At 51.5% G+C, this 466-nt stretch carries 1 protein-coding gene; it reads left to right on the top strand.

Going from position 1 to position 466, the window contains the following annotated elements; genetic code table 11:
- On the top strand, positions 1–466 hold a 466-nt coding region (locus tag M595_RS28525), incomplete at both ends, for a tetratricopeptide repeat protein (RefSeq protein ID WP_023070015.1).

Genomic DNA, 466 nt, shown 5'->3' with positions numbered 1-466 from the left:
TCAACAACTTGGCATCACTCTACCGTTCCCAAGGACGCTACGATGAAGCCGAACCCCTCTACAAACGTTCCTTAGCTATTTGGGAGAAAGCCCTGGGAGAAAACCATCCTCGTGTTGCCACCAGTCTCAACAACTTGGCATCACTCTACCGTTCCCAAGGACGCTACGATGAAGCCGAACCCCTCTACAAACGTTCCTTAGCTATTTGGGAGAAAGCCCTGGGAGAAAACCATCCTCGTGTTGCCACCAGTCTCAACAACTTGGCATCACTCTACCGTTCCCAAGGACGCTACGATGAAGCCGAACCCCTCTACAAACGTTCCTTAGCTATTTGGGAGAAAGCCCTGGGAGAAAATCATCCCGATGTCGCCACCAGCCTCAACAACTTGGCAAACCTCTACAAGTCCCAAGGACGCTACGATGAAGCCGAACCCCTCCATCAACGTTCCTTAGCTATCTGGGAGAA

The organism is Lyngbya aestuarii BL J (assembly GCF_000478195.2).
Lineage (GTDB): Bacteria > Cyanobacteriota > Cyanobacteriia > Cyanobacteriales > Microcoleaceae > Capilliphycus > Capilliphycus aestuarii.
This window is presented reverse-complemented; position numbering and strand designations above follow the sequence as displayed.